General features: G+C 36.2%; 6 protein-coding genes. All 6 read right to left on the bottom strand.

From position 1 onward, the window contains the following. Positions 1-233 precede the first annotated feature (233 nt). The 6 genes from rfbD to FFM70_RS10955 all read right to left on the bottom strand — a co-directional run bounded on the left by rfbD (position 234) and on the right by FFM70_RS10955 (position 6,581). Complete coding sequence (gene rfbD, locus FFM70_RS10980; RefSeq protein ID WP_137616896.1) at positions 234-1,082, bottom strand: dTDP-4-dehydrorhamnose reductase; 849 nt, start codon at positions 1,080-1,082, stop codon at positions 234-236. Between the two features lie 65 nt (positions 1,083-1,147). Further along, the gene (gene rfbB, locus FFM70_RS10975) at positions 1,148-2,176 is read right to left on the bottom strand and encodes a dTDP-glucose 4,6-dehydratase (RefSeq protein ID WP_137616895.1); all 1,029 of its coding nucleotides are present in this window, start codon (positions 2,174-2,176) and stop codon (positions 1,148-1,150) included. A 9-nt stretch (positions 2,177-2,185) separates the two neighbouring features. Further along, positions 2,186-2,767: a dTDP-4-dehydrorhamnose 3,5-epimerase gene (gene rfbC / locus FFM70_RS10970; protein WP_137616894.1), complete on the bottom strand. Its 582-nt coding sequence runs from the start codon at positions 2,765-2,767 to the stop codon at positions 2,186-2,188. Between the two features lie 3 nt (positions 2,768-2,770). Further along, positions 2,771-3,640: a glucose-1-phosphate thymidylyltransferase RfbA gene (rfbA, locus tag FFM70_RS10965; RefSeq protein ID WP_137616893.1), complete on the bottom strand. Its 870-nt coding sequence runs from the start codon at positions 3,638-3,640 to the stop codon at positions 2,771-2,773. Between the two features lie 25 nt (positions 3,641-3,665). Then, complete coding sequence (locus FFM70_RS10960) at positions 3,666-5,066, bottom strand: Coenzyme F420 hydrogenase/dehydrogenase, beta subunit C-terminal domain (RefSeq protein ID WP_223877483.1); 1,401 nt, start codon at positions 5,064-5,066, stop codon at positions 3,666-3,668. A gap of 15 nt (positions 5,067-5,081) precedes the next feature. Next, entirely contained in the window at positions 5,082-6,581 is a 1,500-nt protein-coding gene (locus FFM70_RS10955) for a lipopolysaccharide biosynthesis protein (RefSeq protein WP_137616892.1), read from the bottom strand. Positions 6,582-6,597: the final 16 nt, after the last annotated feature.

Here is a 6,597-nt window from a genome sequence, read left to right as displayed (position 1 = left end):
AACCTCCATAACTTTGATAACCTAAGGATATCAAGAATATGGAGACCATAAAATACGTCATCTTATTTACTGCTTACCTTACAGTTATTGGGTGCTTACCATAAAACCCCCAATATTGGATTGTTGTCCAACATTGGGGGTTCACTTCATGTTGGTAATCAGATTGATTACCAACAACAGATTTTTCAAATCAATAGGTTCAAGTAGTAAAACTAAATACTCAGATCACACATTTATTTTTTAACAAGACTGTTCAAAAATTCATTAAGCGCTTCTTGCCATGTAGGGATCTTAAATCCAGTAGATTTAGCCTTGTCTAAGCTCATCACAGAATGCCGTGGACGGTAAGCTTTTTGAGGGAATTGTTCCGAGCTAACTGGAGAAACTTCAACATCAATATCCTTCAAAATTTCTTTAGCAAACTCGTACCAAGTACAACTATTATCGTTGCTCAATTGATACGTCCCAAATGGTGCATTAACTGTTAATAGATGCATCATAAACTCTGCTAACGTTCGTGTCCATGTTGGGCGCCCGGTTTGGTCATTCACGACTGTTAATTTATCATGCGTTTTAGCAAGATTTTGCATGGTAAAGACAAAATTATGCCCGAATTCACCAAATACCCAACTAGTCCGTACAATATAATAGTCTGCACCACTATGACGTACTGCCTCTTCACCAGCCCACTTTGCACGACCGTATTCGTTCTTGGGATTTGCTGGATCATCCTCCAGATACAATCCTGCATTGGTTCCATCAAACACATAATCAGTTGAAATATAGACTAATTTAACCTGTGCTTCAGCTGCAACATCAGCCAAAATCTGAGTACCATCAACGTTAACATGCCAATTCAAGTCTTTTCCTTCGTCTTCAGCCTTATCAACGGCTGTATAAGCTGCGGCATCCAAAATAACTTCTGGTTTTAATTCCGCAACTTTGACACGAACTGCGGATTTGTCAGTAATATCTAAATCCGTCACATCTAAAGCGTCAAAAGACCAATTTAACTCTGTTAATAAACGTTGTAACTCCTGACCTAGTTGTCCTTTTGCCCCAACAATCATTGCTTTTGCCATTTTTATTTTCCTCCCGAAAAAACAAGCGAACTGTCATTAACAATCCGCTTGCCGGTTACTTAATCTTACTGACCATTTTTAGCGTAATTTGACTCAACTGCACCTTTGTCAGCTTTCCACCAATTTTCATGTTCCGTGTACCACTCGATGGTATCAGCTAAGCCAGAACGAAAATCAGTGTATTGTGGTTGCCAACCAAGTTCCGTCCGTAATTTAGTTGAATCAATCGCGTAGCGCAAGTCATGTCCCGGACGATCGTTAACTTTATCGTAAGCATCCTTAGGTTCACCCATTAAGTCTAAAATCATTTCCAACACATCTTTATTATTCATTTCGCCATCGGCACCAATGAGATAAGTTTCGCCAATCTTACCTTTAGTTAAAATATCCCACACAGCAGCTGAATGATCATTCGTGTGAATCCAATCACGCACATTCTTACCCGTGCCATAAAGCTTAGGCCGAATACCGCTTAAGATATTCGTAATTTGTCGTGGAATAAACTTTTCAATGTATTGGTAAGGACCATAGTTATTTGAACAATTAGAAATTGTCGCTTGTAAACCAAACGAACGGTGCCAAGCTCGAACTAACAAATCAGAACTTGCCTTAGTTGATGAATATGGACTTGAAGGCTTGTAACGACTCGTTGGTGTGAATTTTTCACCGACACCTTCACCATGACCTGGCAAATCTTCACGTAATGGTAAATCACCATAAACTTCATCAGTTGAGACATGATGGAAGCGCTTGTTATATTTAACTGCTGATTGAATAAGCGTGTAAGTACCAATAACATTAGTTTCCAAGAATGGCCATGGATCTTTAAGCGAGTTATCATTATGACTTTCAGCTGCATAGTGCACAACTGCATCAGTTTGTTGCATCAATTCATCAACTAATGGGCCATCACAAATATCGCCGACCACCAACTTAACGCGATCGCCAAGAATATCCGCAATATTAGCTTTATTCCCAGCGTAAGTTAATTTGTCTAACACAGTGATATTTACTTCTGGGTGGTTATTATAAACATAGTGGACAAAATTCGAACCAATAAATCCAGCACCACCGGTAATCAATAGATTTTTCATGAGCGCTCCTTAAATTTCACCGTAAACAAAGGGATTATTCTTTTCAAACTCAGCAAAAGTTTGTTGCTTAGCATCTTTGTCAGAAGTAATCGCTTGATCAAAGTCGATGGGCCAGTTGATATTCAAGTCCTTATCCATAAAGGTGATGCCACCATCTGATTCGGCATTGTAATAGTTATCACACTTGTATAAGAAGTTGACATTATCTGTCAAAGTAACAAATCCATGCGCGAAGCCACGAGGAACCAGTAATTGGCGATGGTTACTTTCAGAAATAATATAGCCTTCATGCTGGCCGTAGGTAAGTGATCCTTTACGCACATCCACGATGACATCCAAGACTGCCCCAGTGACGACCCGAATCAATTTAGTTTGTGCATACTTCCCGCGTTGGAAATGTAAGCCCCGTAAAACTCCAGCTTCGGCTGATAACGATTGGTTATCTTGGATGAAGTTAAAATCAATTCCTGCTGCTTTAAAATCTTGATCAGAATATGTTTCAGTGAAGAAACCACGTTTATCACCAAAGACTGCTGGTTCAATAATTTTAACATCTTGTAATTTTGTTGTTGTTACCTTTAATTTACCCAAAATTTAAGCCCTCCCAATTAATCTTAATAAATATTGTCCGTAATCATTCTTTTTTAAAGGTTGTGCCAATTCGTAAACCTTATCGGCATCAATATACCCCATCCGATAAGCAACTTCTTCAAGACAAGCAACTTTCAAGTTTTGACGCTTTTGTACTGTTGCAATAAAACTACTTGCTTCTTGCAATGAATCATGAGTCCCTGTATCTAGCCATGCAAAGCCACGACCCATTAGCTCAACATCTAGTTCATTGCGACGTAAGTATTCTTTATTAACATCTGTAATTTCAAGTTCCCCACGTGGCGACGGCTTAATGTTTTTAGCAATATCCACAACTTGATTATCATAGAAATACATTCCGGTTACGGCATAATTACTAGCTGGATGCTCCGGCTTCTCGACAATTGACTTAGCATGCATATGCGCATCAAAATCAACGACCCCAAATCGTTCTGGATCGTTAACATGATAGCCAAATACCGTTGCACCATGCTGCTTTTCACCAGCGTGCTGCAACATTTTCGATAAACCGCCACCGTAATAAATATTGTCTCCAAGAATTAAACAAACTGAATCATTACCTATAAAATCAGCACCTAGAATAAATGCTTCAGCCAAACCATTAGGCTTTTCTTGAACAGCATATGAAATATTCAAACCAAGATCATGACCATCACCTAACAGTTCTTCAAAACGTGGTGTATCCGTTGGTGTTGAAATAATCAAGATATCCTGCACACCAGCTAACATCAGCGTAGATAATGGATAATAAATCATCGGTTTATCATAAATTGGAATCAACTGTTTTGAAATTGCACGCGTTATTGGATATAGACGTGTTCCAGATCCCCCTGCTAAAATAATACCTTTCAAAAAAAACACTCCTTTTTTACCAGTTTTATTTTAATTTTAGCTCTTTCTTAATTTTATCCTGTATTCCTTTAATAGTATACAAATTCTTATAGGATTTTGATAATTTCGCCATTCTAGTTTCAAAATACATAATATCATTTTTATTGACAGCTTTGGCATAAATAAGTGGGACTTTTTTACAAATTTCTTCTCGTTTATCTTGAATTCGTTTACGAATCCAAGGAAAATCGTTGCTTGCAACTACTCGCTTTTGAGGTACCCACATTTTAGCCTTTTCTTTCTTATATAACCGGTACGCCAACTCTCTCTGAGTATGTCGAAAATGTGCCGCTTGCGATGAAAACACTTTTTCAACGTTTACACGAGTGACCGAAATTTTACTGTTTTTAATACCATCTTCGATTATTTCTTTAATAACTGGATTTCGAACAATAATAACATTATTTCCCTTGCTATCTTTTACATATTCTGGTAACCATGCATCTCCTAACGTCACATCAGCAGTTTCATTCATTACATCGTCCGTAAAATCAGATGCACTAATTTTAAATATACCCTGACCCCAATCTGACCCTATTAAGTCTCTCATTCGCCGCACAATAGTTTGAGATTTTCCATTCACTAATCCCGTAACTTCAATCGCATAGTCGCTTGCATTTCCATCCTTCATCTTTTTTCTAAAATTAATTCGTTGCAAATTTCCAGGATTTATGCCGCACTGCCACGCCAAAAACTCGGCAAATTTTGTGGATTTTTGATGTCCGCAAATTAAGCCAATCATAAATTTAATTCTCTTCTTAAGCTGTGGAAATACATCTGACAATAATCTCGTTTCCATAATATAACTTGGCAATCCAATAATTGCATAATTTCCATCTGTATTCTTAATTTTATTGATTACCTCAGATAGTTCAACCGGATAATACCTAGTCTTTGCGCTTGTACAAATCTGCTCCAAACTATTTGAAATTCCATATTCAAATAACTTGGAATTTTCAGTTGACTCTTTTACTTGAATGACACCATCAATCTTTCCACGTTCCAATAGTTCTTTGAAGATCCAAGTTCCGAATCCACCAGAGCTTCCATTTTCTCGAAACTTTCCTTCAGTTACATGGCCAATATAAAGCCCAGAATAGAATCCTATTCTGTTATCAAATTTAATATCTGGAATATTTGAAAATGCTTTTTCTGCAACATCTGACTCGTTTTTTTCACTTAATGATAGGCAACTATCCTGCATCGCCTTTAATTCCTTTTCAGAAGGTAAATTAGCACTTTCTTTTAATTCAGGTTGATATTCACCATATTCATTCAACTTCATAGTGATATGGGGACTAGCAACCGCCCAAGACCCTGTTCCAAAACTATATTTACCATCCACAACTTTCGTATACATCTCATCAAAACTCATTATTTTACTCACTATTAAATTTGCCTCCTACTTTTTCAATATTCCAACAAGCAAACTTTTTTCATAACTATTAGCGGTAACTACAAAATATAGCACACTGTATATTAAAACGTACACTACTCCAAATTCAAAAAACTGTGGCATAGAGTTCACACTGCCACTAAAATATTGTACTAACATGAGTGTTGTTGTAGTAAAGATAAACGGAAAGGTAACTTTCAAAGTCTCAATCCAATACCTTTTCATATTCAAATGCATTTTTTTAGCATAATACCAATTCATTAGCACACCATTTGCGCCTAGGATACTTACAACATAACCTATTGCTGCACCAATTAGACCTATCTTAACTGAGCCAATTACTGTTATAACGACATTTAATAACGCAAAAATTATATAAACAACAGATCTAAAAATATGTTTATTCAGGGCACGTTGAATTTCAATTCCAATATTTTGTGAAAGTGGGATTATTGCCGGAAGCACCATTAAGATGATTAACATATATGCCTCCATATTTTGAGGACCCGCCCATAGACGAACAAAATATTTTCCGACAACAATAAATCCACCCAGAACAAAAAAAAGTATCGTCATTTGTATTCTTCCAACTTTAATCATAAGGTTTGTAAGAACCTCCCGACTCTTTTTCAAATTAACTAACTCATTTACTCTAGGAATAAAAATACTTGATAAAGAGGTTGAAAGCATGAAAAACATATTTTTAATTTGAACTGCTATTGAAAATGTTGCAACAAGTTGGGCACCTCTAAACATTCCCAATATGAAGTTGGGGGCATTATTATTCACCAAATCCACAACTTGATTTAGAAAGATAAAAAACGAAAAAGCACCTAATTCTTTGAACAACTGAACGGGTAAATTCTGAAAATCAAATTGCATATTGAGCTTTCTAATACAATAACTCATATTTAAGATCAAGAACAGCGTTGTAACTGTGATCGATGTTATCGAGATAGAAAGTACACCTACACCCATCAATACCATTGGAATACACAATATGGGTATAAGAAATGTTTGAAACAACTGTCGAGATTGCTGAAATATAAATTGTTCATTTACGGTAATATTCGAATCAAATACCGTCGAAATAAATGTAATTGCAATATCTAACACCATAATTATCATCAAAGAGCGTGTCAATTGCAATTCCGCAGTGTTCAAAGTTTTCCCAAATAAGTTATCAGTGTTCAAAACAAGCAAGATTCCAATTATGAGTGAAAGAACACTTACAAACAGAAAAATTATCAGATACAGAGCATTTAACTTCTTGATACTTTTCATATCGTTTTTTACTTTATAACTCATATAAAATTTTACATAGGCACTTGAAAAACCCATAGACAATAAACTAAGACTCAGCATCACAGAGTTCGTCATTTGAAAAAGTCCATAGCTAGACTGTCCAACAAAACGAAGTAAAAATGGCGTGTACAAGAAATTCACAAGATTCTTTGCAATAATATTAATATATGACAATGCCGCGCCAAATTTCCTTTGCTTCATAATACTTGGTACCCTC

Source organism: Lactiplantibacillus nangangensis, from assembly GCF_005405065.1.
GTDB classification, from domain to species: Bacteria; Bacillota; Bacilli; order Lactobacillales; family Lactobacillaceae; genus Lactiplantibacillus; species Lactiplantibacillus nangangensis.
The sequence above is the reverse complement of the archived record's forward strand: the minus strand, read 5'-3'. Positions and strand labels throughout refer to the sequence as shown.

Bases quoted from the DNA above. Each gene is read 5' to 3' on its own strand.
- FFM70_RS10955 (WP_137616892.1), bottom strand. From the start codon at position 6,581: ATGAAGCAAAGGAAATTTGGCGCGGCATTGTCATATATTAATATTATT.
- rfbD (WP_137616896.1), bottom strand. From the start codon at position 1,082: ATGGCAAAAGCAATGATTGTTGGGGCAAAAGGACAACTAGGTCAGGAG.
- rfbB (WP_137616895.1), bottom strand. From the start codon at position 2,176: ATGAAAAATCTATTGATTACCGGTGGTGCTGGATTTATTGGTTCGAAT.